At 47.8% G+C, this 23,179-nt stretch carries 23 protein-coding genes and 1 riboswitch; of the genes, 11 read left to right on the forward strand and 12 right to left on the reverse strand.

Going from position 1 to position 23,179, the window contains the following annotated elements:
• Positions 1–51 precede the first annotated feature (51 nt).
• The 4 genes from ACHLI0_RS08010 to trhA all read left to right on the forward strand — a co-directional run bounded on the left by ACHLI0_RS08010 (position 52) and on the right by trhA (position 2,370).
• The gene (locus ACHLI0_RS08010) at positions 52–951 is read left to right on the forward strand and encodes a diaminopimelate dehydrogenase (protein WP_008761129.1); all 900 of its coding nucleotides are present in this window, start codon (positions 52–54) and stop codon (positions 949–951) included.
• Between the two features lie 95 nt (positions 952–1,046).
• Positions 1,047–1,352: a hypothetical protein gene (locus ACHLI0_RS08015; RefSeq protein ID WP_055220143.1), complete on the forward strand. Its 306-nt coding sequence runs from the start codon at positions 1,047–1,049 to the stop codon at positions 1,350–1,352.
• Positions 1,349–1,678 carry a hypothetical protein gene (locus tag ACHLI0_RS08020; protein WP_055220141.1) on the forward strand — a complete coding sequence of 110 codons (330 nt, stop codon included), beginning with the start codon at positions 1,349–1,351 and terminating at the stop codon, positions 1,676–1,678. Before ACHLI0_RS08015 ends, ACHLI0_RS08020 begins: the two co-directional genes overlap by 4 nt.
• 41 nt (positions 1,679–1,719) lie before the next feature.
• On the forward strand, positions 1,720–2,370 hold the full coding sequence (gene trhA / locus ACHLI0_RS08025) for a PAQR family membrane homeostasis protein TrhA (RefSeq protein WP_055220289.1): 651 nt from the start codon (positions 1,720–1,722) through the stop codon (positions 2,368–2,370).
• 33 nt (positions 2,371–2,403) lie between these two features.
• Here the strand turns inward: trhA and ACHLI0_RS08030 are convergent, their stop codons facing one another.
• Positions 2,404–2,625: a helix-turn-helix transcriptional regulator gene (locus ACHLI0_RS08030; protein WP_022470134.1), complete on the reverse strand. Its 222-nt coding sequence runs from the start codon at positions 2,623–2,625 to the stop codon at positions 2,404–2,406.
• Complete coding sequence (locus tag ACHLI0_RS08035; protein WP_225679702.1) at positions 2,615–3,073, reverse strand: hypothetical protein; 459 nt, start codon at positions 3,071–3,073, stop codon at positions 2,615–2,617. The genes ACHLI0_RS08030 and ACHLI0_RS08035 overlap by 11 nt, the downstream gene beginning before the upstream one ends.
• 199 nt (positions 3,074–3,272) lie before the next feature.
• Here ACHLI0_RS08035 and rpiA point away from each other — a divergent pair, with 199 nt between their 5' ends.
• From rpiA to ACHLI0_RS08060, 5 genes are all read left to right on the forward strand, one after another.
• Positions 3,273–3,974: a ribose 5-phosphate isomerase A gene (gene rpiA / locus ACHLI0_RS08040; protein WP_490748848.1), complete on the forward strand. Its 702-nt coding sequence runs from the start codon at positions 3,273–3,275 to the stop codon at positions 3,972–3,974.
• 92 nt (positions 3,975–4,066) lie between these two features.
• Positions 4,067–4,954, forward strand: a complete 888-nt coding sequence (locus ACHLI0_RS08045) for a hypothetical protein (protein WP_490748849.1) — start codon at positions 4,067–4,069, stop codon at positions 4,952–4,954.
• A gap of 163 nt (positions 4,955–5,117) precedes the next feature.
• Positions 5,118–5,304, forward strand: a riboswitch (cobalamin riboswitch).
• A 28-nt stretch (positions 5,305–5,332) separates the two neighbouring features.
• Complete coding sequence (locus ACHLI0_RS08050; protein WP_234119560.1) at positions 5,333–7,726, forward strand: anaerobic ribonucleoside triphosphate reductase; 2,394 nt, start codon at positions 5,333–5,335, stop codon at positions 7,724–7,726.
• A gap of 247 nt (positions 7,727–7,973) precedes the next feature.
• Complete coding sequence (gene nrdG, locus ACHLI0_RS08055) at positions 7,974–8,468, forward strand: anaerobic ribonucleoside-triphosphate reductase activating protein (RefSeq protein ID WP_490748850.1); 495 nt, start codon at positions 7,974–7,976, stop codon at positions 8,466–8,468.
• 234 nt (positions 8,469–8,702) lie between these two features.
• Complete coding sequence (locus ACHLI0_RS08060; RefSeq protein WP_234119558.1) at positions 8,703–10,115, forward strand: MFS transporter; 1,413 nt, start codon at positions 8,703–8,705, stop codon at positions 10,113–10,115.
• 161 nt (positions 10,116–10,276) lie between these two features.
• On the opposite strand, the gene ACHLI0_RS08065 is transcribed toward ACHLI0_RS08060, so the two are convergent.
• The 3 genes from ACHLI0_RS08065 to ACHLI0_RS08075 all read right to left on the reverse strand — a co-directional run bounded on the left by ACHLI0_RS08065 (position 10,277) and on the right by ACHLI0_RS08075 (position 13,817).
• Complete coding sequence (locus ACHLI0_RS08065) at positions 10,277–11,365, reverse strand: 2-aminoethylphosphonate--pyruvate transaminase (RefSeq protein WP_016269591.1); 1,089 nt, start codon at positions 11,363–11,365, stop codon at positions 10,277–10,279.
• Between the two features lie 40 nt (positions 11,366–11,405).
• Entirely contained in the window at positions 11,406–12,191 is a 786-nt protein-coding gene (phnX, locus tag ACHLI0_RS08070) for a phosphonoacetaldehyde hydrolase (protein ID WP_016269590.1), read from the reverse strand.
• Between the two features lie 249 nt (positions 12,192–12,440).
• Entirely contained in the window at positions 12,441–13,817 is a 1,377-nt protein-coding gene (locus ACHLI0_RS08075) for a DUF5690 family protein (RefSeq protein WP_490748851.1), read from the reverse strand.
• 190 nt (positions 13,818–14,007) lie between these two features.
• Between ACHLI0_RS08075 and ACHLI0_RS08080 the strand changes: the two genes are divergently transcribed.
• Positions 14,008–14,889: a hypothetical protein gene (locus ACHLI0_RS08080; RefSeq protein WP_258973328.1), complete on the forward strand. Its 882-nt coding sequence runs from the start codon at positions 14,008–14,010 to the stop codon at positions 14,887–14,889.
• 288 nt (positions 14,890–15,177) lie between these two features.
• Here the strand turns inward: ACHLI0_RS08080 and rseP are convergent, their stop codons facing one another.
• The 7 genes from rseP to tsaB form a co-directional block, all read right to left on the reverse strand.
• Positions 15,178–16,533 carry an RIP metalloprotease RseP gene (gene rseP / locus ACHLI0_RS08085; protein WP_258973329.1) on the reverse strand — a complete coding sequence of 452 codons (1,356 nt, stop codon included), beginning with the start codon at positions 16,531–16,533 and terminating at the stop codon, positions 15,178–15,180.
• Between the two features lie 124 nt (positions 16,534–16,657).
• A complete protein-coding gene (locus ACHLI0_RS08090; protein WP_074856225.1) occupies positions 16,658–17,830 on the reverse strand; it encodes a 1-deoxy-D-xylulose-5-phosphate reductoisomerase in 1,173 nt (390 codons plus the stop codon).
• 63 nt (positions 17,831–17,893) lie between these two features.
• The gene (locus tag ACHLI0_RS08095; RefSeq protein ID WP_008766371.1) at positions 17,894–18,751 is read right to left on the reverse strand and encodes a M23 family metallopeptidase; all 858 of its coding nucleotides are present in this window, start codon (positions 18,749–18,751) and stop codon (positions 17,894–17,896) included.
• 12 nt (positions 18,752–18,763) lie between these two features.
• Complete coding sequence (rimM, locus tag ACHLI0_RS08100; protein ID WP_008761107.1) at positions 18,764–19,303, reverse strand: ribosome maturation factor RimM; 540 nt, start codon at positions 19,301–19,303, stop codon at positions 18,764–18,766.
• Positions 19,300–20,604 (reverse strand): UDP-N-acetylglucosamine 1-carboxyvinyltransferase, encoded by a 1,305-nt coding sequence (gene murA, locus ACHLI0_RS08105; protein WP_490748852.1) that lies wholly within the window; start codon positions 20,602–20,604, stop codon positions 19,300–19,302. Before murA ends, rimM begins: the two co-directional genes overlap by 4 nt.
• A gap of 133 nt (positions 20,605–20,737) precedes the next feature.
• Positions 20,738–21,352, reverse strand: coding sequence for a DUF4290 domain-containing protein (locus tag ACHLI0_RS08110; RefSeq protein ID WP_008761105.1), 615 nt, complete (start codon positions 21,350–21,352; stop codon positions 20,738–20,740).
• A gap of 121 nt (positions 21,353–21,473) precedes the next feature.
• Positions 21,474–22,169 (reverse strand): tRNA (adenosine(37)-N6)-threonylcarbamoyltransferase complex dimerization subunit type 1 TsaB, encoded by a 696-nt coding sequence (gene tsaB, locus ACHLI0_RS08115; protein ID WP_008766373.1) that lies wholly within the window; start codon positions 22,167–22,169, stop codon positions 21,474–21,476.
• A gap of 89 nt (positions 22,170–22,258) precedes the next feature.
• Here tsaB and ACHLI0_RS08120 point away from each other — a divergent pair, with 89 nt between their 5' ends.
• Entirely contained in the window at positions 22,259–23,137 is an 879-nt protein-coding gene (locus ACHLI0_RS08120) for a YicC/YloC family endoribonuclease (RefSeq protein ID WP_055220118.1), read from the forward strand.
• The last annotated feature ends 42 nt before the right edge of the window (positions 23,138–23,179 follow it).

A 23,179-nucleotide genomic window follows, 5' to 3' on the forward strand; every position in this document is an offset into this window, starting at 1 on the left:
TACTTTTGTGGCAGAATTAAAGAAAAATGTTCATATAAAACCAATAAAAGAATGAAAAAAGTAAGAGCAGCCATTGTCGGTTACGGCAATATCGGACACTATGTACTTGAAGCGCTACAGGCAGCGCCTGATTTCGAAATAGCCGGAGTAGTTCGTCGTGCAGGAGCAGAGAACAAGCCGGAAGAGTTGGCAAACTATGCAGTAGTCAAAGATATCAAAGAGCTGGAAGGAGTGGAAGTGGCCATCCTCTGCACGCCGACCCGCAGCGTTGAGAAATACGCGAAAGAATATTTGGCAATGGGAATCAACACAGTAGACAGCTTCGACATCCACACAGGCATCGTTGACCTACGCCGCACGCTGGATGCCACCGCCAAAGAGCACAAAGCCGTATCCATCATCTCCGCAGGATGGGACCCGGGAAGCGACTCGATCGTACGCACCATGCTCGAAGCAATCGCTCCGAAAGGCATCACTTACACCAACTTCGGTCCCGGCATGAGTATGGGGCACACCGTAGCCGTGAAAGCGATCGACGGAGTGAAAGCCGCCCTCTCCATGACGATCCCTACCGGAACGGGAATCCACCGCCGCATGGTATACATCGAACTGAAAGACGGATACAAGTTTGAAGAAGTAGCCGCAGCCATCAAGGCAGACCCTTACTTCGTGAACGACGAGACCCATGTAAAACTTGTGCCCAGCGTAGACGCACTGCTCGATATGGGACACGGTGTAAATCTGACTCGCAAGGGAGTTTCCGGTAAAACGCAAAATCAGCTGTTCGAGTTCAATATGCGCATCAACAATCCGGCACTGACCGCACAGGTACTTGTGTGCGTGGCACGCGCTTCCATGAAGCAGCAACCGGGATGCTACACCATGGTAGAAGTTCCCGTCATCGACCTCCTTCCGGGCGACCGTGAAGAGTGGATCGGACACCTGGTATAATCTTTTATCCACATAACTGAAATAAAAATAGAGAAAGGAGACACACCTTTCTCTATTTTTTTTATCTTTGTCGGAGAAGACAAAACACACTCAATATGAAAAGACTATTCATATTCTCAACATTTCTGTTATGCTTGCTATCGACTACCTTTTCACAGCAGTCCGGTAACACGATCAAACCGAATCTGAAGTATGAAAAAACCTCCAAGGAAGAGCTCACCATGACCGCTTACGCACCGGACACCTCCGCAACGGCGTATGCCGACATCCAGATACCTTATTACTCCAACGAACGCAATCCGACACTGAAAGAAAGCGTCAGCCAACTTGCGTCATTCCTCGATTTCCGAAAACAAGTAGCAAAACAATTTAATAACATAATTATATTAAAGAGAATATGAAGATATACAAAAAGACAGAACTTCCCAGACATGAGGAAGAAGAGTTTTCAGTCATAGTACTGACTTGTGACGAACATGGAGAAACCAATCTTGGGTTTTATAACTTTGACACGGAAGATTGGAGTTTTCTTTCGGAAGCTGACAAAAGTTATAGAGACTCTGAATTTGTATGGATATACCCACCAGCCAATCAGATGAAAGAGTTTTTGATAAAATCAATCAAAGCTGAACGCGAATCAGCTCCACCTTCATCGAAGGAAAACTGGTTTAGAAAGAAAACCCAACCTATTAAAAAGAAAATCACTCTGGCTTTCAAGAAAAAATAAAAGTGTACCTTTGCGGCGCTAACCAAAGCCGAAAGGAAACATTGGAAAATAAAAGATACAATAACGTCGAAGAATGGGCGAACACGCTCAGTCACGGGGCAGGTATACTGCTTGGAGTCATAGCCGGATATGTCCTGCTCGCGAAAGCGGCGGCGGGTGTCGAACCGAAGTGGGCGGTAGCTTGTGTATCCGTCTATCTGTTTGGCATGCTGTCTTCTTATGTCAGCTCCACCTGGTATCACGGCAGCCGTCCGGGTAAGCTGAAGGAATTGCTTCGCAAATTCGATCACGGAGCGATCTATCTGCACATTGCGGGGACGTACACCCCGTTTACACTGCTCGTCATGAGGCACGCAGGCGGTTGGGGATGGGGAATTTTCTCTTTTGTCTGGCTGTCGGCTATTGTCGGTTTTATACTGAGTTTCAAGAAACTGAAAGAACACAGTAACCTGGAAACCATTTGTTATATAGCTATGGGAGCCTGCATTCTCGTAGCTATGAAGCCTTTGATGGATCATCTAGCAGAGATGGGAGCCGGTCCGGCTTTTTGGTGGCTGATAGGCGGGGGAGCTTCGTATATCATCGGGGCAGTGTTCTATTCGCTGCGCAAACCATATATGCACGCTACGTTCCATCTGTTCTGTCTGGGAGGAAGCATAGGGCATATCATAGCGATCTGGCTGATATTGTAAGTAAAAGAAAATCGTCAGGCAGAGTTCATCATTTCAATACGATGCTTCATCATTCAACACAAAAATTTCTTCCACCGGAACCCCGAAATAACGTGCTATCCTCAGCGCAAGAATGGTAGAGGGAATAAACTTTCCGGTCTCTACCGTATTGATCGTCTTTCGGGTCACACCAATGGCTACAGCCAGTTCTTCCTGGCTGATATTCTTCATCGCCCTGTAAACCTTTATTTTATTGAGTAGTTCTTTATTTTCCATCTTTATAAGGGTTATACAGGAGCAATCTTCTTATTTCTGAGAAAAGCATAGCTACCACCACTATAACCAGAGCACCCATACGTACCGAGAGATTAAAAAAATCTCCAAAGCAATAAACTAATAATCCCATTTGCATAGCCGCATAAAAGCCCGCTGTCAAAGCCTTAGAATTATAGTCCGAATATATTTCACTATCTAATGCTCCCATTAATTTCTTATCTTTCTTTATTCTCTCTAAAATATCAGAAGCTCTTATCGCTACAACGACATACAGCAAAACTGCAAATGCAAATATATACCATGTCTCTCCCAAAAATCCCTTTCTGCCAGTATCAAGACAAAATGTCTCCCACATTAATACTCCCATAAACAACATACCGACAATCGTCCGCACTAAAAGAGCATTAAACCTTTTAATCTCCATTTTCTCAATCGTAATATTTTCCATAATCATAGAATTTAGTCCATATTCTTATCTTTATATTTCACCCATAGGTTCCAAAAAGAAACCTTTAGGTTACAAATATAGATATTAAATATTATATTCCAAGCAATCATCCATCTATTTTTTAATTCTTCCGTTTTTGTTGAACCAAACACTCCCTTTCATTCGTTATATAGACAGAGACTCTAAAACTGCAAGAACCATGAACTGGGAAAATCACCTGATCAAAGACCTCCAATGGTCGAATGAAATTATCAACAGAGAAGCGAAAGAACGTGTGGCACGTGAGATCGCCACCACAGCCAAAGCAGGCGACGTGATAGGAGCCGGCTCCGGTTCCACTGTCTACCTCACTTTGTTTGAGCTGGCAAAGCGGATTCATGAAGAATACCTGCATCTGGAAGTGATTCCCGCCTCCCAGGAAATCTCCATGACTTGCATACAACTGGGCATCCCACAGACCACCCTTTGGGACAAACGCCCCGACTGGACATTCGACGGAGCGGATGAGGTAGACCCCGACCACAACCTGATAAAAGGACGTGGCGGAGCCATGTTCCAAGAAAAGCTGCTGATCAGAAGCAGCGGAAAAACCTTCATTATCGTCGATCCCAGCAAACTTGTCAATACCTTGGGAAGCAAATTCCCCATACCGATAGAGGTGTTCCCGCATGCACTGTCATACGTCGAAAAAGAACTGTACCGACTGAGGGCCTCCGAAATATCACTACGTCCCGCCCACGGAAAAGACGGTCCTATTTTGACAGAAAACGGAAACTTTATCCTCGACACCCGTTTCCATTATATTGACGCTTTGCTGGAAGAACAGCTGAAAACAATCACGGGCGTTATTGAAAGCGGACTTTTCATCAATTACGACATTGAGGTAGTTGTAGCCAGATAATATAAAATAAAAAAGACCGCACATTCAGATTTATTTCATAAATTTACACGCTTAACTGACGTAACAACAAAAACCGTTGCTATAAAATATTTATGAGAAAACTTCTATTATCAATCTGTTTGTGGGTCGGATGCTTAATAACTTCGCAGGAGACAAAAGCACAAGGTATCATCAAAAATGTACCGACAATTGATGAGCAGGACGCCGCAAACGTTTATTCTGCTTTCTCGTATATGTTTCTGACCTCAGAAAGACTCGCTGACCAGAAAAGTACCCCATTACAAAAAGAAGATATGGAAAAGCTGAATTGGGTATTTAAAGGAACCAAGCCACTTCACAGATCCTCTTATCCCAATTTTACCCAAAAAGGTATCTTCATAGACATAAAAAACGATAAAGACGAAAGAAGCGGATACTACATCAGCAGTAAACAATATACGTTCATTGATGAAAACAATTTCGGACACAACAGCTATTACATTCCCCGCAAACTGCGTCCGCAAATCAAAGAACTCATTGAGCGCTACCAACAGAAATTGCCGGATAGCATTGCGATCATGCAACACGATTATCAAAAGATGAGCATCAAAACGCGTCCTCTGAATTTATGTATGTTCAATCCAAACAAGAAAATGGTAATGCTGACCTTTTATACTTGTGTAGATTCTCTTACAGTACTACCCATAGAATATAGAATCTTCCAACACAAAAAAAAGGGGATACAAGTATGGCGTGACGTTTCTCTTTGGGATCATCATCCTTATTGCGGAACAGATGAAAAAGGAAATATATGCATTCAAAATTCAGAAGGAATCATCCCGCTGAAAGACCAGCAAGACAGTCTCGCAGTAGAGATTCTTTGCCAGTCATTTCCGACATGGAAAGAAATGAATAACGCCGAACGTATGCAAACTCTCGATTCCTATTTTGAGCGCTATGCATCACTGATTTATCAAAAAACAAAGAAGAGAAGAGAGTAAAAAGCAGATCGTCCGAACACTCTAAAAGAGAAGAAAGCTGAAACTTTTTCTAAAAACAAAACTTAAAAGTTTTCCAAAACGGAAAACTTTCTGTATCAGGCAGAAAGAAAAGTTTCCCCAAAATTTAATGTTAAATCCTATCCAAGCTATCACAATATCCTTTATCTTTGTATCCGGTTTCGGAACTAAAAAGAGGTTTAGTCAATGAGGGAACGCTGTGCAAATCGGCGACAGTACCCGCTGCTGTAATTCTCTGTGAATCCGCACACTATGTCACTGCATCGGCAGATGTGGGAAGGCGCTGCGGGGGAGGGATAAGTCAGAAGACCTGCCGGAGTCAAATAAACATATTATTAATCACTTTCGGGAGTTAAAGTTATGAACTACGCGGAAATTTGTATCATCAAACGGGATGGTAAAAGAGAAGATTTCTCTATCAGTAAGATCAAGAATGCGATCGGTAAAGCATTCAGTGCGACAGGGATTCAGGACGAGCAGCAACTGATTGCTGACGTCACGATGAGTGTAATCAGTCAGTTCACTACCCCCACGATCACCGTGGAGGAAATTCAGGATTTAGTAGAAAAGGCATTGATGAAGGTACGCCCCGAAGTGGCCAAGAAGTACATCATCTACCGCGAATGGCGGAACACGGAGCGGGACAAGAAAACCCAGATGAAGCACGTAATGGACGGCATCGTCGCCATCGACAAGAACGACGTGAACCTGAGCAACGCCAACATGAGCAGCCACACGCCTGCCGGACAAATGATGACATTCGCATCGGAAGTCACCAAAGACTACACCTATAAATATCTGTTGCCGAAACGTTTTGCCGAAGCGCACCAGTTGGGCGATATCCATATTCACGACCTCGATTATTACCCTACAAAGACGACCACCTGCATCCAATATGACATGGACGATCTCTTTGAACGTGGCTTCCGCACCAAGAACGGCAGCATCCGCACGCCGCAAAGCATCCAAAGTTATGCTACGCTTGCCACCATCATCTTCCAGACCAACCAGAACGAGCAGCACGGCGGACAGGCAATCCCCGCCTTCGACTTCTTCATGGCAAAAGGGGTGGCAAAGTCTTTCCGCAAACATCTGGCTTCGTTCATCAATTTCTACGTGGCGATGGAAAACGGAACACAGGCGGACGAGAAAGCAATCCGTACCTTAATCAAGGAACATCTGCCTTCTATCAAATCGACCGAAGCAGAACGCGAGACATTGCGCATCGCCCTGATAGCCCTGCAAATCATTATTGACAAGGAACACCTGACACGCATCGCAGAGAAAGCGTACCAGCAGACAAAGAAGGATACGCATCAGGCAATGGAAGGATTTATCCACAACCTGAACACCATGCATTCCCGTGGAGGTAACCAAGTGGTATTCAGCTCCATCAACTACGGAACGGATACTTCCGCCGAAGGCCGCCTCGTGATCGAGGAACTGCTGAAAGCCACCATCGAAGGACTCGGAACACGTGGCGAAGTCCCCGTATTCCCGATCCAGATATTCAAAGTAAAGGACGGAGTTTCTTACTCCGAAAAGGACTTCGAGAAAGCGATGGGTGCGGAAAACATCGAAGACGCCATGCGGGGAACTTACGAAGCTCCGAACTTCGATCTGCTGCTAAGAGCTTGTCAGACTACATCGAAAGCGCTTTTCCCGAACTTCATGTTCCTGGACACGCCTTTCAACAAGAACGAGAAATGGAAAGCGGACGATCCGAAACGATATATCTACGAGTTGGCTACGATGGGATGCCGCACCCGTGTATTTGAGAATGTGGCAGGAGAAAAATCATCTTTGGGACGCGGAAATCTTTCATTCACCACGCTGAACATGCCGCGTCTCGCCATCGAGGCACGCATCAAGGCGGAAAATCTGATTGAAGGCGAACGCAACAAGGATGCCATCGAACAGAAAGCGAAAGAAATTTTCATAGAATCGGTACACAATATGGCGACTCTTGTAGCCGATCAGCTGTACGAGCGCTACCAGTATCAACGCACCGCACTGGCACGCCAGTTCCCCTTCATGATGGGAAATGACGTATGGAAAGGCGGCGGCGCACTGAATCCGAACGAGCAAGTGGGCGATGCGTTACGCAGCGGTACGCTGGGCATCGGCTTTATCGGCGGACACAATGCAATGGTGGCACTTTACGGAGAAGGTCACGGACACAGTCAGAAGGCATGGGACACGTTGTACGAAGCTGTAATGGAAATGAACAAAGTGGTAGACGAATATAAAGAGAAATATAACCTGAATTATTCCGTACTTGCCACGCCTGCCGAAGGACTTTCGGGACGTTTCACCAAGATAGACCGCCGGAAATACGGCAAAATCCCCGGAGTGACAGACCGCGACTACTACGTCAATTCCTTCCATGTGGATGTGAAGGAACCGATCAGCATCACCGAAAAGATCAGGCGCGAAGCTCCTTTCCACGCTATCACCCGCGGTGGACACATTACGTATGTGGAACTGGACGGGGAAGCTCAGAAGAATGTACGTGCCATCGCGAAAATCGTGAAGGTCATGCACGACGAGGGCATCGGCTACGGCTCCATCAATCACCCGGTGGATACCTGCCACAACTGTGGATACAAAGGAGTTATCTTCGATAAATGTCCGGTATGCCAGAGCGAAAACATCTTACGTATGCGTCGTATCACCGGATACCTGACAGGTGACCTCAGCTCCTGGAACTCTGCCAAACGGGCGGAAGAAAAGGATCGTGTGAAGCACTTGTAGAAGTTGAAAGACACTCATTTATTTTTTACTGAAGTTTCGTAAGTTGTTTCCGCATGGATTCTCCTCCTTCTGGAAGGAGGAGTCCCCGTAGGGGGAGGTGGTAGGAAAAACAATGAGTCTACCTTTTTAAATAAGGAATATACCTTTTCTCTACCTACCACCCCGCCCTTTGGGCACCCCTCCTTCTCGGAAGGAGGGGAATCCACGCGGGATACAGCACATGCGAAACTTTAATTTTTATTTTAAGATGAACACTCTCAATTCTCCACTTTCAGTTCTCCACTTATTATCGACTTATCCCGAAACGATTGTTGACGGTGAAGGCATCCGGTATTCGATTTATCTTGCGGGGTGTTCTCATCACTGCGCCGGCTGTCACAATCCGGAGAGCTGGAATCCGCGGGCGGGAGAACTGCTGACGGAGGAAAGGATTCAATCGATCATTCGGGAGATTAAAGCCAATCCATTGCTGGACGGGGTTACTTTTTCGGGAGGAGATCCGTTTTATAATCCGGAGGCTTTCCTGCTTTTTGCCAAAAGGGTAAAGGAGGAAACGGGGCTGAATATCTGGTGCTATACGGGATATACGTACGAAGAGATTCTGGCTAATCCGCGTTTGAAGGCTGTGCTCGACTACATAGATGTGCTGGTGGACGGGCGTTTCGAACAGGCGCTCTTTTCGCCTTATCTGGAATTTCGGGGAAGCAGCAATCAGAGGATATTGAGAATAGGTAATAAGTAATAGGTTATAGGTAATAATGGTGGGGGAGGTTTTGTATTAGTCTAGTGGGGGGGGAGCTACAGCTGTGGGCGTGGTCTGCTACGAACTGCTGTGGGCGTGGTCTACTGCGAACTGCTGCGAGCATTGTCTCCTGCGCTAAAAAAACTTATATTTCAAAGAAGATTGAAACACGTACTTCTTTGTTTTGTTTACATTTACAGACAAAATAAGGTTCTACAAGAATAAGTTTTTTTTATGATACAAGCCAATAATACCACTTCTATAGATGAAACCGATGGACTGCCAATGCCGAGACGTATCTGGGCGGTGGTTTCCATCGGATTTGCACTTTGTATGTCGGTGCTCGACGTGAATATTATCAACATCGTACTCCCTACGCTTTCGCACGATTTCGGAACTTCGCCTGCTGTAACTACATGGATTATAAACGGTTATCAGTTGGCTATCGTTGTTTCGCTGCTGTCTTTCTCTTCTTTGGGAGAGATTATCGGTTATCGGAAAGTGTTCCTGTCGGGCATTGGTCTGTTTTGCATCACTTCGCTGATTTGTGCCTTGTCCGATTCATTCTGGACGCTGACGATTGCACGCATCTTTCAGGGATTCAGTGCGTCGGCCATCACAAGTGTGAATACGGCGCAGTTGCGCTACGTATACCCGAAAAGCCAGATCGGGCGGGGAATGGGAATCAATGCGATGGTAGTAGCGATATCTGCGGCTGCCGGTCCGTCGGTGGCAAGCGGCATACTTTCGATAGCCAGCTGGCACTGGCTGTTTGCCATCAATGTACCGCTGGGGATTACGGCACTGCTGCTGGGTATCAAGCATTTGCCGAGACAGGAAGAGCGGTCGAAGCGGAAGTTTGACTTCGTGAGTGCGATAGCCAATGCGGTCACATTCGGGTTACTGATTTATACGCTGGACGGATTCGCGCATCATGAGGAAATGGATTTCCTTGTGCTGCAATTGATCATATTGGCCATCGTAGGAACGTTTTACGTACGGAGGCAGCTGACTCAGACGACTCCGTTGCTGCCGCTGGACTTATTGCGGATACCTATTTTCCGGCTTTCGATTCTGACGTCTATCTGTTCGTTTATCGCTCAGATGGCGGCCATGGTATCTCTCCCGTTTTTCCTTCAGAATACGTTGGGTCACAGCGAGGTCATGACAGGATTGCTGCTGACTCCGTGGCCATTGGCGACTCTTGTGACGGCACCGTTGGCAGGTTATCTGGTGGAACGCATTCATCCGGGGATATTGGGAAGTATCGGGATGACCTTGTTTGCCGTCGGACTTTTTTCACTTTCGGGGCTTACTGCCGAGTCGTCCGATATCAGTATAATTCTTCGTCTGATGCTTTGCGGAGCCGGTTTCGGGTTGTTTCAGACGCCCAATAACAGTACGATTATCTCTTCCGCCCCCACGAAACGTTCGGGCGGTGCAAGTGGAATGCTGGGAATGGCACGGTTGCTGGGACAAACGTTCGGTACTACGTTGGTAGCGTTGCTTTTCAGTTTTGTCGTGCACGACCGGAGTACGGCGGTCTGCCTCATGGTCGGAAGTGGGTTTGCTGTTGTGGCGGCGATTGTCAGCAGTCTGCGATTGTCGCAACCGTCTACGCTGAAAAGAGAAACGAATCAGTCATGACGAACAGAAATTTCTGTCATAACGGACAGAAATAAATGACTTATGACGAACTAAACGATCTGTCATCGGGAGCGAAGCGAAAAATCTCCTCCCACATACACACAAAGAGAAAATCTCTCACTAGGTTCCGGATAACAGACAGTCTTATTGATATATACAGATTAATATTCCGTCTCACGAATTACTTCTACCAAGCGGCGGAAGTCATCCGGATGCACATCACCGATATTTCCGATGCGGAACGTATCTGCCTTCGAAATCTTTCCCGGATAGATGACAAAGCCTTTGCTCTTCAGCGCCAAATAGAAAGCCTTAAAGTCAAAACCGTCATGCGGATAGAGGAAAGAAGTGATGATCGGTGACTGCAAGCTATCATCGAGCAGAGTGACAAAACCGAGAGAGCGCATGCCTTCCACCAAGATGCGGTGATTTTCGCAATAACGGCGGTAGCGAGCCTCTACTCCGCCCTCTTCGATCAGTTCCGTCAAAGCCTGTTTGAAGGCACGAACCACGTGAGTAGGCGAGGTGAAACGCCATTTGCCGTGTCCTTTTTCCATGGTTTCCCATTGATCGTAGATGTCCAGAGAAAGCGAGCGGGCAACTCCTTTGCAGCGCATCAGCTCCGAGCGACGGGCGATGATAAAGCCGAAGCCGGGCACACCTTGAATACATTTATTGGAACTGCTGATCAGAAAATCAATTCCCAAATCGTTTACATCCACCGGAATGCCGCCAAAGCTGCTCATACAGTCAACAATCAGTTTTTTGCCGTGCATCTTGACGATGTGAGACAGTTCTTTGATCGGGTTCAGAATGCCGGTAGTCGTTTCACAATGCACGAAGGCAACATGAGTCACATCCGAGTTGTGGCTCAGATAGTCATCGACATATTCTACAGATACCTGCTCCGTTTCTTCAAAAGCCAGCATATCGTAATCGAGATGATAATATTCGGCAATATTTCCCATACGGTCTCCGTATGCTCCGTTGCTGCAAATCAAGAGTTTATCTTTGGGAGTGATCGTTGCACCGAGTACAGCTTCCACGCAGTAAGTGCCGCTGCCTTGCAAAAGGATTGAGGTGTAATCTTCTGTCATTGCGGTGGCAAGGGAGACAAGTTCTTTGCGCAGTTCCTCTACAATGCCGAGGTTGTAATCTTCATCCCATGTACACCAGTCGGTCATCATGGCTTCTTTTACAGTGGTTGAAGTGGTTAGCGGTCCGGGAGTTAATAATAAATATGGTTTCATAATGAAGTTCCTTTTAAAATAAATGATGTTCTTTTTAAACTTATCTGTCGGCATTAATCTGATCAATCAATGCGGGCAATTCCTCGATTGTGCGGATGACGTAAGAAGCGCCTGCGGCCAGCATCCGTTCTTTCACTTCCGCTATGCGGGCTTCCAATTCATCGACGGGCATCGACTTCGTTTCTTCTTCAGTCAATGCCATCTCGTTACTTCCGAGAATGACGCCTACACTCCACACTTTGGCGTTGACGCCTTCCTTAATATCAGCAATCGTATCTCCTACTTTCACCACTGCGTCAAGGCTGGGAATCGCCAGTTTCGTCAGATTCTCAAAGATCATGTAAGGGGCCGGGCGACCGGAAGGAAGCAGATTCGGAGTAGCGCAATAATCCACTCGGTAGCCTTTTGCCTGTGCAGCCGGAAGAACGACATCCATCATCTCACGGGTATATCCGGTAGTGGAGCCGATTTTAAGTCCTTCGGCACGCAACTTTTCCAATGTCGGGATGACACCCGGAATAGGATCGGTATAATTTTCGAGCGAAGCAAACAGGTGTTTTTCGAAAAGACGGTTCAGCTCTGCCACGTCTTCTTCGGTCCATGCACGCTGATTGCGGGCAACAAACTGTTCATTCACTTCGGGCATCGAGAGCAGTTCACGGATATGCTGAATTTTCGGCAATCCCATCGGTTTGCGGGTCTGTACGACGTCAATCACCAGCCCTTTTTCCGCAAATGCTTCTATAAAAGCGGCAACAGGAGCAAAACATCCGTAATCGACAGCTGTACCCGCCCAATCCATAATAATACATTTAATCTTTTTCATTCTTGCTTTATATAATTTATATAAGTTTCGCATGTACTTGTATCCCGTATGGTTTCCCCTCCTTCCGGAAAGGAGGGGTGGCTGAAAGCCAGGGTGGTAGGTGCGCCTATCTGTGTATACAACATACTTGTGCATACACCTACCACCTCCCCCTACGGGGACTCCTCCTTCCAAAAGGAGGAGAAGCTATGCAGAATACTTAAGAAACATAAGTAATTTATTGATTCAGTTCTATTTAAGTTCTTTTTCTCAGATTCCCCGCTGCGCTCTGAACGACTGTACAGCAGGCTCGGTAACAGGAATCAAGCCCGTAGCAAGCTCTTTATCCATCACCTCTTCCTGTCGTTTTCCTTTTCGATAACGCTGTATCATATACAGCAAAGAGAGCGTAAATGCCGTGCAACAAACAATTCCGACTGTCCCCGCCATCGTGTTATAAAACTCCAGCCAGTCCAAATCCGGATTGAAACATTCTTTGAAAAGCAGCACCAGCACCGTACCCGTATATCCGATGGAATCGATCATCGCAATAAAGAAACCGACATTCCCCCTGATGCGGAAACAGGCAATGAACCGGTCGAAGAAGATCGTCTGAAAACTCAGATACGAGAAGTAAAGGCAGAGGCTCTGAATGAACAGCCACGCCAGCGGAGAAAGCTGCAACGTCTCATAATTGAACGCGACAAAGCTGAGTGTAAATGCTCCGGCAATAACCAGCGTGAGCAGGATGGATAACACCTTCACATGACTCTTGACCAGTGCAAGGGAAGCAAAAACCGCTAAAATAATCAGCGTGACCACACCGTCCACTTTGGCAAATATCCACGAGGAGAAGCCTGCGGCATTCACATCGACAATCTTCACCAGAAAATCTTCCTTCACATCCTGAAGCACGGTCAGGAAGAGATTGGCAAAGAAAAGCAGCGTCAGCACGGGGGCAAAGTTGCGGAACAGTTCCCAACGCTGCCGTTTGTCGAGCGTCACACGTTCCACACGCAGCGCCTTATCTTCGGCTGTCGGTCGGGGAAGGTGGTCGAGGATATAGCCCAGCGTTGCCAGCAGGGGCAATGCCACCGCACCGATGAGCGCAGGCATCCAAAATTCGCTCACGTTGAGCGTATTCACTACGAAGAGCCCGATTGATTTCACCGTTCCGCTGCTCACCGCAATGCTCAGTCCGAACAGGGAAGCCAGCAAGTCCGTCACCCGCCTTCCTTCGAGGAAGCTGAAAATCACTCCCCACATACATCCCAAGGACAGGCCGTTGAAGAACAGCGCCAGCACATTGAACGGACGGGGCAGGCATCCGAAAAGAACCAAAGAGAGCTCGGCAACCAAAATGGAGACAAGAATGAATTTCAGGCGGCCTTCTCTCTTCAGTTCTGAAATAAGTTTGATCCCGATGAATTTGGATACCATGTATCCGAAAATCTGGATGATGCTGGTCGCTATCTTATAGTCCATGCCAAACAGTTCCATGCCGTCGAATGTGGCGGCAGTGAACGGTTTGCGAAGCGCATAAACCAATGAGTATGACAGCAGTGCCGCTCCTCCCGCATAGAGGATAAAGAGCAAGTCGGAAAGTTTCTTTTGAGCCGAGGGCGACAGTTTTTCTTTGAAATTCATGATTCGTCATTTTTTTGTTTCCGGTGCAAAAGTAGGGGGGCCGGACGAGTGAAAAAATGAATTTCAATGAATCATATCGTATATATTCGCATTCCGGCGGGGTGTAATATTAATGTAATATTCATGCAATATATTCATAATACATTAGTCATTCCTTTGCAACGAAATCAATTTTACAGTCCCCAAAATCATGAACGAACTGACAGAAATATACAAGCGAATTGAATACTTGCGCAACAACGGAGTGAAGATGAAAGAAATAGCGGACCGGGTGGATATGGCACCCAGCGTATTGTCCGCCTTATACTCCAGCGTACTCCCCGCCTACATCGACCTGCTGAAAACACGCACACCGGACGAAGCACTGGACGAAGCGCTGGCACTGGTCAACAACGTCTCCAAAAAGCGCTTATTAAACAATGTAAGCTCGATGAAACTGTTGCTGCTCGAAATGGAGCCCGAACAGCAAAGCGAAGCGGAAAGCGGCAACCCATTAGTCAAACTGCTGGGAAAGGAGATGAAGGACTCGGTGCAGGAGATTTTCAACTACAGCGGAATGTATCTCAGCTACAGCCTCTCCTCTTCTACCGACAGTCTGAAGATAGAGCCGTACCTGATCTGCACTTCCGAAAACAGCGAATATGTCAAGGTCGGTATGATAAACGCTTATAAGTCAGTGCACTGGGGAGGAGGCATCATCAGCAATCATCAGAACTCCTATCTGATGTTTAACGAAAGGGACTTGCCGCAGTTCGCTCTGGTCACCATTTACCTGCAACTTCCGCACTACGAATTTCCCCATATGCTGAAAGGGCTGTATCTCTGTCTGGACTACAATCATAACCCGATAGCAAGGCGAATCGTACTCGTGAAACAGTCGGACAGCACGGACGTCAATGAGTTTCTGGCAATGGAAGGCAGACTGGTGCCGAAAGCGGAATTAACGCCGGAACTGGAAGTGTATTACAATTATACCTGTCAGGAAGGCGACTTCATTAAAACGTGCACCGTGCCCTCCCCCAAACTGGATGCGACGGACTTGGAACGGGAGAAGAGAATGTTAATGATTTAACATTCGTCTCCGGGCATCCAGAGAGCCCAAAGGAGAAAGGGCGTATCATCGTTGGCAGACTAAGGCATTTATCGTATATAGAAACGGCGCTTTAACGTAGTGTTAAAGCGCCGTTTCTATATATGATAAATAGTACGTTCTATTTTACTGTATTTCAGCAATATACATTGCTTCATCGCCGGCATCCTCCTTTTATCCGCCAGCAGTCCGCTGTCGCCGGGATTGCTGTTCTGACAACTTCCGGTCTGCACGCGGGAGGACGGATGTGTATGCCTTGCCGGTCCCTGCTTAGAAGAAGAACCTCAATATATCATTGAAGTTTGCCCAGATCAGCAAGCCGAACAGAAGCACCATACCGGTCATCTGAGCGTACTCCATAAACTTGTCACTCGGTTTACGACGGGCTATCATCTCGTAGAAGAGGAAGAGCACGTGTCCGCCGTCCAATGCGGGGATCGGAAGAATGTTCATGAAGGCAAGGATGATGGAAAGGAAAGCGGTCATGTACCAGAACTGGTGCCAGTCCCACGTAGCAGGGAAAATGCTTCCGATAGTGCCGAAGCCGCCCAACTGTTTGGCTCCTTCTTTCGAGAAGAGATATTTCATGTTGCCGACGTATCCTTTCAATGTCTTCACACCCAGAGAGACGCCTGCGGGGAAAGATTCAAAGAATGTGTATTCCTTCTTCACCATAGGCAGCAGACGATCCGTTGTCAGACTGGCAACTACGCCCATCAGATAAGCGGAATCCACGCGCAGGGAAGTCGTATCGGTCACACCGCCACGCACATACGTCAGCGTGATCAGACGAGGGTCGATGCTGTCTTTCAGAAGTGCTTCGGCGTTTTTCTTGCGTTCCGCCATCGTCTGCTTGAAATCAGAGAAGGAGATGGGTTTCCCGTCCAATGCGATGATACTGTCGCCCGGCAGGATGCCTGCCTGCGCAGCGGGAGAATTAACCATCACGCTGTCAATCACATACGGAAAACGGAAAGAAGCAAAACGAACGCTGTCCACCATCAGGCGCTGCATCATGTCTTCGGGAATGTAGACGGAGGCTTTCTTGCCGTCACGAAGCACTGATACCTCACGGGCATCGGCAATCTGACTCAGCATATCGCCGTCATAACGCACGAAAGGCACATTGTCGGCAGACAAAAGGATGTCGCCATCCTGAAAACCGACCGCTTTTGCCGTTTCGTTGAAGTCCATACCGAGGGGAGCTTCTTGGACCTTTATATACTGGTCGCCCCAAGCGAAAAGAATCATTGAATAAATAAAGAGCGCCAACAGGAAGTTGAACAGCACACCGCCCACCATGATCAGAAGGCGCTGCCAAGCCGGCTTGGAACGGAACTCCCAAGGTTGCTCAGGCTGTTTCATCTGTTCGGTGTCCATCGACTCGTCTATCATTCCGGCTATCTTGACGTAACCGCCCAGCGGCAGCCATCCTACTGCATACTCCGTATCACTTCTCTTGGGTTTGAACTTGAACAAGGTAAACCACGGGTCAAAGAACAAGCAGAATTTTTCTACACGCACCTTGAACAACCGGGCAAAAAGGAAATGCCCGCCTTCATGGATAATAACGAGCAAGGATAAGCTCATTATCAGTTGCAGGGCACGAATTAAAAATGTTTCCATATAGTCTATTTACAATTTAAAGCCTCATCCAAACCCTCTGCTCATAAGAGGAAAACCGAGGCGCTTTCTAATTTATATTACTTATTTATATTTTTCATTGTTCACGAAATCAGCTCCAGTGCTATCACGGAATCAATTCCGCAGCTATTCTCCGCGCTTCGGCGTCGGTAGCCACATAGTCGTCGTAAGTAGGAGCGGCTACAAATGCGGCACGTTCCATCGTCTTTTCGATCACGTCGCTCATGCCGAGGAAGCTGATGCCGTCCCGGAGGAAAGCGGCTACCACTACTTCGTTGGCGGCATTGACGATGCAAGGCATATTTCCGCCCCGATACATCGCCTCATAAGCCAAGGCAAGGTTGCGGAAACGTTTCGTATCCGGTTGCTCGAACGTCAGGTTCGTGCACTGGGTGAAGTCGAGCCTGTCGAAAGAAGAGCAGATACGGTCGGGATACGAGAACGCATACTGGATGGGCAGACGCATATCCGGCATGCCTAGCTGTGCCTTGACGGCACCGTCCTCAAACTGCACCATGGAATGAATGACCGACTGCGGATGCACCACCACCTCGATCTGGCTGGGCTGCACGCCGAACAGCCATTTCGCTTCGATGACCTCAAAGCCTTTGTTCATCATGGATGCGGAGTCAATGGTGATCTTGGCTCCCATCTCCCAGTTGGGATGTTTCAATGCCTGTGTCTTGGTGACGGACTTCAGCTGCTCCAGCGTGCAGGTCCGAAACGGACCGCCGGAAGCGGTCAGTATCACCTTCTCAATCGGGTTCCCGACTTCTCCAGCTAAACACTGGAAAACTGCCGAGTGTTCAGAGTCCACCGGCAAAATGGGAGTGCGGTATTGCTGTGCCAGCTGGTTGATCAGTTCTCCCGCCACCACAAGCGTCTCCTTATTGGCAAGCGCAATGGCTTTCTTGGCACGGATGGCGTTGATCGTCGGCTTCAGTCCGGCATAGCCCACCATTGCCGTCAGCACCATATCCACCGGTCCGGCTTCCACGATCTGGCAGACCGCGTCGATTCCGGCATATACTTTGATCGGAAGGTCGCTCAGCGCTTCCTTCAGTTGGGCGTACTTTTCTTCGTTGGCTATCACCACCACTTCCGGCTGGAACTTGCGTGCCTGTGCAATCAGCAGTTCTACCCGGTTGTTGGCCGTCAGGGCATAGGCTTCGTAGAGGTCGGGGTGTTCTTCGATCACCTGCAACGCCTGCGTCCCGATAGAGCCCGTAGAGCCTAAAATAGCTATTTGTTTCTTCTTATTCTTCTTTTCTGAATCCATTATTATCTAATTCCTCTGTCACTTGTCACTTATAATCGTATATCCCACTTCTCGTCATTGGCTTTAAAACACGATGTACTTCTCCGGATTGACAGGATGTCCCTTGTACCACAGTTCGAAGTGGAGATGCGGCCCTGTGCTGAGCGTTCCGCTGTTTCCCACCAGTGCGATGGCTTCGCCTCCTTTCACGCGGTCGCCTTCTTTTTTCAGCAGCGAGCCGCAGTGCTTGTAGATCGAGACGAAATCCTGACTGTGCTGTACGCCTATCACGTAACCGGTTTCGGCGGTGTAGGTGCTCAGAAAGACGGTGCCGTCCATAGTTGCCAGCACGCTTTCGTTGGGGTTGGCAGCAATATCCGTTCCAAAGTGTTTCTTATCGGTGTTGAAATGGTCGGAAACCATTCCACGGGTCGGACGATACAGGATCAGTCCGTTGACATCCGGCTGCGAAACGATCGTAGTCAGATTATATTTTTCATTTTCTTCGTATTGGCGGCGAAATTCCTCTTCACGTCTGGTACGTTCCATCAGGGTGTCTTCGCGGGCGGCGGTCAGCGAGTCGAGCGTCTGCACGCTGTCTATGGGCACTTTTCCGCTGAAAATATCCTGTATGTTCATGATGTAGAGGTTCTGCCTGTTGAGCAGTTCCTGCAAGGAATCCACACGGAGCGCGTTGTCCACGATCTGACTGCGGACTTCACTGTTCATATATCCGGGGAGGTAATTGCGCAAAGGGGTGAAGGCAATGATGCAGGCGGCAATCAGAAAAAGCACCGCCAGCACGGACAACAGCACCGAAAGCCCGTTCAGCTTGGATACCCGAAGCCCCACGATTTCTTCAAGCGTATTCTCATTGATAATGGTGAGTTTATACTTGAACTTGAAATTGTTCCAAAATGCTTTACTCCGTTTTCTTGGCATCTTTATTAATTATTAATCTTCCTCCAAATCTTCCAAATTCAACAATCCTTCAGGAAGCTCGACTGTGATGAGCTTCTTTTCCTGATTGATCTCCACTATAAATTCTTCCTGTGCAGGGACGAGGAGTTCTTCTCCGTCCTCCTGTTCGACCACAAAAAGGGTATTCACCGTCGCGGTATCCACTTCGACCACTTCGCCCAGCTCGCCGTGACGAACGTCTTCCATGCGGAAACCGACGAAGAAGTTCCACGACAGTTCGCCGTCTTCTGCCTCTTCCGCGTGCTTCACCGGGAAGTAGACTTCGACGTTGGTGAACATACGCGCGCGTTCCGCCGTATCTATGCCTTCGAGCTTCACCAGTGCGGTGGAGTCCGAACGGAAACGGTATTCTTCGATGAAAAACGGTACGAAAATACCGTCGAGCAAACAGATCAGATAATCGCAGTCCACACGGTCGAAGATGTCGTCCGTGAAGGTAAACTGCAACTCGCCGTGAATGCCGTGCGGCTTGTTGAATAGTCCGATTTTATATACTTCTTCTTTCTTTATCATATTCGAGTGATTCTGGCTCCGATGGCGTTAAGTCGTCCTTCGATGTTCTGGTAGCCACGGTCTATCTGTTCGATATTGCTGATCGTGCTGGTTCCTTCGGCGCTCATGGCGGCGATGAGAAGGGCGATTCCTGCACGGATATCGGGCGAAGTCAGTCGGGCGCCGCGCAGCTTGAAGCCGTGGTTGTGTCCGATTACTACGGCACGGTGAGGGTCGCAAAGGATGATCTGAGCCCCCATGTCGATGAGCTTGTCTACAAAGAACAGGCGGCTTTCGAACATCTTCTGATGGATCAGTACGCTTCCTTTGGCTTGGGTGGCCACTACAAGCATCACGCTCAGCAAGTCGGGTGTCAGTCCCGGCCAGGGGGCGTCGGCAATGGTCATGATGGAGCCGTCGATGAATGATTCTATTTCGTATGTTTCCTGTGCGGGGACGTAGATATCGTCTCCCCTCTGCTCCAGTTTGATGCCCAACCGGCGGAAACTTTCGGGGATGATGCCGAGGTTCTCGTAGGAAACGTTTTTAATGGTTATTTCGCTTTTGGTCATGGCAGCCATGCCGATGAAGCTCCCGACTTCAATCATGTCGGGCAATACGGTATGCTGTGTGCCGTGCAATTCTTCCACGCCCTCGATGGTGAGCAGATTGGAAGCGATGCCGCTGATCTTTGCTCCCATCCGGTTGAGCATACGGCAGAGCTGCTGCAAGTAGGGTTCGCAGGCGGCATTGTAAATGGTGGTAGTACCTTTTGCCAGTACGGCAGCCATCAGAATGTTGGCTGTACCGGTCACGGACGCTTCATCAAGCAGCATATAGCTGCCTTGAAGCCTGTCGGCCGTTATCTCATAGATGCCCCGCGACTCATCATAACGGAAGTCAGCTCCCAAATTCTGAATCCCCACAAAGTGGGTGTCCAGACGACGGCGACCGATCTTATCTCCGCCCGGCTTCGAGATCAACGCCTTCCCGAAACGTGCCACCATCGGACCGATCAGCATCACCGACCCCCGAAGGCTTGAACACTTCTTCAAAAACTCATCACTCTCCAAATAAGCCAGATCGACGTTCTCCGCCTTAAAACTATAGGTACCAACGCCTTCCTTTGCAACCGTTACTCCCATCTCCCGCATAAGCTGAATCAGATTGTTGACATCCAGAATGTCAGGTATATTGTTCACCGTCACTTTTTCAGCAGTCAGCAACGTGGCACAGATAATCTGCAAAACTTCGTTTTTGGCTCCTTGCGGATGAATTTCCCCGCTAAGCCGATGTCCTCCTTCAATTACAAATGAAGCCATTTATTTTAAGTAATAGGTAATAAATAACAAGTAATAAATAACAAGTAATAGGTAATAATAAGTAAGATTCTCAATACACGCAACACGCCGAACGCAGCTATGCTATTACTTATTACCTATTACTTATTACCTTTTAATATCTTCTCCGCGGATTATTATTCCGATTATTATTGTAGTTCACCTTTGGGCGGTAGTTCTGGTTCAGGCGTTCTGCCATCAGTCGGATGATGTCGTCTGTCAGTTGTAGTTTGCCGCCGGAAAGTTCGTAGAGGTCTTCCGCAATTTTGCGATCGTCTACGGTATCTTTGTTCCATGCCATGTAGTCTTTCTTCATGTGGTTGCAGATCATGGCTGTCAGATTTCTCTTGTCGTTTCCTTCGGGAAGTTCGCAGGCTTTCTTGATCAGCACTTCCAGCGTGTGTCCGTAGTGGCGGTAGCGCATGCGGGTAGTAGAATATGGGATCGGTTCCGGCTTGGTCACCAGGTTGTCTTCGCGGATGATTTCGTAGGGATAGTCAATATCCAGCTCAAAACCGGACATGATGGCCAGGTGATCCCAAAGTTTATGCTTGAAATCGGGCACATCACGCAAATGGGGGAACATATTTCCCATAATGTTGATAATTGTGTTAGCACAACGCTGACGCTCGGCACGGTCCTGAATGGTCAACGCATAATCTACCATGTTCTGTATGCTGCGGCCGTACTCGGGAAGCGGCATTCTTTTCTGCTGGGTATTGTATTGCATCTTTTAAATTAAAAGTTTTGAAATTAAAAATTAAAAGTCGGAGGACGACGGTCACTCACTAATCACTGTTTCCCGCCAAAGGCGGTTCACTTACTGAGGCACTTTATTCTACCGAAGTGCGTTATTCAAGAAGCGACTTCTTCGGCAACGAGGCTACAAATTCTTTCAAATAGAAAGGTTCGAAGTAGGCCACGTCTTTATAGTCTTCCCTGGCAACTGCTTTTTCTGCCAGCGGATACATCATCTTCGCCAACGGATGGATGTCATCGATAAAATGCGCATTCGGATGCGTAATCTTCTCACGACACTTGGCGGCTCCATTTCCGTAGAAATAAACGGGCGCTTCGTTCAGAAACTCCAGATAGGAATTCTCATCGACAATATCGGCGGCGATAGCACGCTTCACGTTCAATGCACGGTCGTAAACGGCAGCGTACACTTCCATACGGCGGGCATCGAGCATCGGGCAGAGCAACGCATCTTCCGGCAAATCGTGATACAGCAACACGGGCACACTCAGCACTTCGAGCGTAGGAAGACCGATCAAGGGTACATTCCGTCCGTAACAAATGCCTTTTGCCATCGAAACTCCAATCCGCAATCCTGTGTATGATCCCGGACCGCAACTCACTGCAACTGCATCCAAAGGTATGGCATGACTATCAATGAACGACAACGCTTCATCAACAAATACTCCCAAAGACACGGCGTGTGAAGGGCCCTTCAAGTCTTCTTTCACAAAAATCGTCTGTCCGTCTTGACTTGCCGCTACCGAGCAAACAGTGGTAGAGGTTTCAATATTCAGTATACACGACATAAAAATCAGCTTATTAAATTGTCGCAAATTTACATGATTATTTCCAATTCTTAAAATATTCGTGTACTTTTGCACAAAACTTTAAGTATATGATACAGTCGATGACAGGATACGGCAAAGCTACGGCCGAACTTCCAGATAAAAAGATAAACGTAGAAATCAAGTCGCTCAACAGCAAAGCAATGGATCTTTCCACTCGCATCGCTCCGGCTTATCGTGAAAAAGAGATCGAAATCCGCAACGAAATCTCCAAAATGCTGGAACGTGGAAAGGTGGACTTCAGCCTCTGGATAGAGAAAAAAGAGAGTGCGGAAAGCGCGACTCCTATCAACCAAGTGTTGGTGGAAGGCTACTACAAACAGATTCAGGCGATCTCGGAAAATCTTGGCATCCCCGTCCCCACCGACTGGTTTCAGACGTTGCTCCGTATGCCGGACGTTATGTCTAAGACTGAAATCCAAGAGTTGACGGAAGAAGAATGGGAAATGGTACGTGCCACCGTTCTCGAAGCAATCGGTCATCTGGTGGACTTCCGCAAACAAGAAGGCGCCGCACTGGAAAAGAAGTTCCGCGAAAAGATAGCTAACATCGCACTGCTGCTCGAAAAGATAACTCCTTACGAAAAAGAACGGGTGGAGAAAGTCAAGGAACGTATCACCGACGCGCTCGAAAAGACGCTGAACACGGACTATGACAAGAATCGGCTGGAACAAGAACTGATCTACTACATCGAAAAACTGGATGTCAACGAGGAAAAACAACGCCTCACCAACCACCTGAAATATTTCATCAGCACGCTGGAAAGCGGCAACGGACAAGGCAAGAAGCTCGGTTTCATCGCTCAGGAAATGGGACGGGAAATCAATACGCTTGGCAGCAAGTCCAACCATGCCGAAATGCAGAAAATCGTTGTGCAAATGAAAGATGAACTGGAACAGATCAAGGAACAGGTGCTGAACGTAATGTAATTATTTAATAGTAAGTTGAAAATTGAAAATGTCGACATTTTC

It is taken from the genome of Bacteroides sp. RCH18 (assembly GCF_058231005.1).

Bases quoted from the DNA above. Each gene is read 5' to 3' on its own strand.
- ACHLI0_RS08010 (WP_008761129.1), top strand. From the start codon at position 52: ATGAAAAAAGTAAGAGCAGCCATTGTCGGTTACGGCAATATCGGACAC.
- ACHLI0_RS08015 (WP_055220143.1), top strand. From the start codon at position 1,047: ATGAAAAGACTATTCATATTCTCAACATTTCTGTTATGCTTGCTATCG.
- ACHLI0_RS08020 (WP_055220141.1), top strand. From the start codon at position 1,349: ATGAAGATATACAAAAAGACAGAACTTCCCAGACATGAGGAAGAAGAG.
- ACHLI0_RS08030 (WP_022470134.1), bottom strand. From the start codon at position 2,625: ATGGAAAATAAAGAACTACTCAATAAAATAAAGGTTTACAGGGCGATG.
- ACHLI0_RS08035 (WP_225679702.1), bottom strand. From the start codon at position 3,073: ATGGAAAATATTACGATTGAGAAAATGGAGATTAAAAGGTTTAATGCT.
- rpiA (WP_490748848.1), top strand. From the start codon at position 3,273: ATGAACTGGGAAAATCACCTGATCAAAGACCTCCAATGGTCGAATGAA.
- ACHLI0_RS08045 (WP_490748849.1), top strand. From the start codon at position 4,067: ATGAGAAAACTTCTATTATCAATCTGTTTGTGGGTCGGATGCTTAATA.
- ACHLI0_RS08050 (WP_234119560.1), top strand. From the start codon at position 5,333: ATGAACTACGCGGAAATTTGTATCATCAAACGGGATGGTAAAAGAGAA.
- nrdG (WP_490748850.1), top strand. From the start codon at position 7,974: ATGAACACTCTCAATTCTCCACTTTCAGTTCTCCACTTATTATCGACT.
- ACHLI0_RS08060 (WP_234119558.1), top strand. From the start codon at position 8,703: ATGATACAAGCCAATAATACCACTTCTATAGATGAAACCGATGGACTG.
- ACHLI0_RS08065 (WP_016269591.1), bottom strand. From the start codon at position 11,365: ATGAAACCATATTTATTATTAACTCCCGGACCGCTAACCACTTCAACC.
- phnX (WP_016269590.1), bottom strand. From the start codon at position 12,191: ATGAAAAAGATTAAATGTATTATTATGGATTGGGCGGGTACAGCTGTC.
- ACHLI0_RS08075 (WP_490748851.1), bottom strand. From the start codon at position 13,817: ATGAATTTCAAAGAAAAACTGTCGCCCTCGGCTCAAAAGAAACTTTCC.
- ACHLI0_RS08080 (WP_258973328.1), top strand. From the start codon at position 14,008: ATGAACGAACTGACAGAAATATACAAGCGAATTGAATACTTGCGCAAC.
- rseP (WP_258973329.1), bottom strand. From the start codon at position 16,533: ATGGAAACATTTTTAATTCGTGCCCTGCAACTGATAATGAGCTTATCC.
- ACHLI0_RS08090 (WP_074856225.1), bottom strand. From the start codon at position 17,830: ATGGATTCAGAAAAGAAGAATAAGAAGAAACAAATAGCTATTTTAGGC.
- ACHLI0_RS08095 (WP_008766371.1), bottom strand. From the start codon at position 18,751: ATGCCAAGAAAACGGAGTAAAGCATTTTGGAACAATTTCAAGTTCAAG.
- rimM (WP_008761107.1), bottom strand. From the start codon at position 19,303: ATGATAAAGAAAGAAGAAGTATATAAAATCGGACTATTCAACAAGCCG.
- murA (WP_490748852.1), bottom strand. From the start codon at position 20,604: ATGGCTTCATTTGTAATTGAAGGAGGACATCGGCTTAGCGGGGAAATT.
- ACHLI0_RS08110 (WP_008761105.1), bottom strand. From the start codon at position 21,352: ATGCAATACAATACCCAGCAGAAAAGAATGCCGCTTCCCGAGTACGGC.
- tsaB (WP_008766373.1), bottom strand. From the start codon at position 22,169: ATGTCGTGTATACTGAATATTGAAACCTCTACCACTGTTTGCTCGGTA.
- ACHLI0_RS08120 (WP_055220118.1), top strand. From the start codon at position 22,259: ATGATACAGTCGATGACAGGATACGGCAAAGCTACGGCCGAACTTCCA.